Consider the following 1,148-nt stretch of genomic DNA (forward strand, 5'->3'; position numbering starts at 1 on the left):
TTCAAAATCCACAGTCCGGGAAAATGCTTCGAGCTGATCACCAAGCCCGCTCAGCCGGGCAAGCCGCTCTTCAACGTCAAAAAATCCCGCCTGCTTCATGATCCATACTCCAATCAACGCAAGGAAAATGGAATCACAGAGCAGACCTCAATACCAGAGGGTTTTTCGAACCCTCCACTTGCGTGGTCTGTGCCGGATTTCAGCACGCTGATCCGCCGGCAGAAATCCCTGACAGTCGATATTCCGTATCGCGGTTCGGACGGCCCCTTGCATCTCCTGATCGACAGCACCGGGATCAAGGTCGAGGGAGAAGGTGAATGGCACAGACGTAAGCACGGCGGTTCGAAACGTCGTATCTGGCGTAAACTTCATATCGGGGTCGACGAAGGATCTCTGGAAATCAGGGCTGTTGAAATGACGGGAAACGAGACCGGTGATGCACCGGTTTTGCCTGCGCTTCTGGAACAAATCCCTGAAGATGAGGACATTGCCAGTGTCACGGCCGATGGCGCGTATGACACGAGGCGATCCCATGACACCATCGCCAATCGTGGCGCACAGGCTGTCATACCCCCTCGAAAGAACGCAAAACCGTGGCGCCCCACATCAGCGGGAGCCATTGCCCGAAATGAAGCTCTGCAGGCTTGCAAGCATCTCGGACGGGCCAACTGGAGACGACGGAGCGGTTATCATCGACGAAGCCGCATCGAGACAAAAATGCACTGCATCAAGCTTCTGGGCCAGCGCCTGACGGCGCGGGATTTCAACCGTCAGATCACGGAGGTTCACGTCCGCGTCGCCATCCTCAATCGCTTCACAGCGCTCGGAATCCCACTCACTCATCCCGTCGCGTAACCGAAAACCATAAAAGCATTCAGCACGACCGATTAGTGAATTGTGCAACAGAGCCTTCCGCTGCTTTGGAGCCGCTACCAGTGTGGCATCCAGGATCTGGCCGGACATCGGCAAATACCCGGCGTTGCGCAGGGTCGCATCAAAGCGGTTGAACAGCCCATCGATCGCACCCGCCTGGGTCAGACGCTCGCGAAACAGCCAGACCGTTTTGGCATCCGGCACCCGATCTGAAAGTCCCAGACCAAGGAAACGCATAAAGGAGAGGCGATCGTTGATCAGATATTCCGTCCGCT

At 56.3% G+C, this 1,148-nt stretch carries 2 pseudogenes; one reads left to right on the forward strand and one right to left on the reverse strand.

What is annotated here, in order from left to right:
• Window positions 1-177: 177 nt before the first annotated feature.
• A pseudogene (locus tag JN414_RS16370) lies at window positions 178-855 on the forward strand (IS5 family transposase); the annotation flags it as partial.
• Between the two features lie 57 nt (window positions 856-912).
• Here the strand turns inward: JN414_RS16370 and JN414_RS16375 are convergent.
• A pseudogene (locus JN414_RS16375) lies at window positions 913-1,148 on the reverse strand (transposase); the annotation flags it as partial.

It is taken from the genome of Gluconobacter sp. Gdi, from assembly GCF_014132155.1.
Taxonomy (GTDB): domain Bacteria; phylum Pseudomonadota; class Alphaproteobacteria; order Acetobacterales; family Acetobacteraceae; genus Gluconobacter.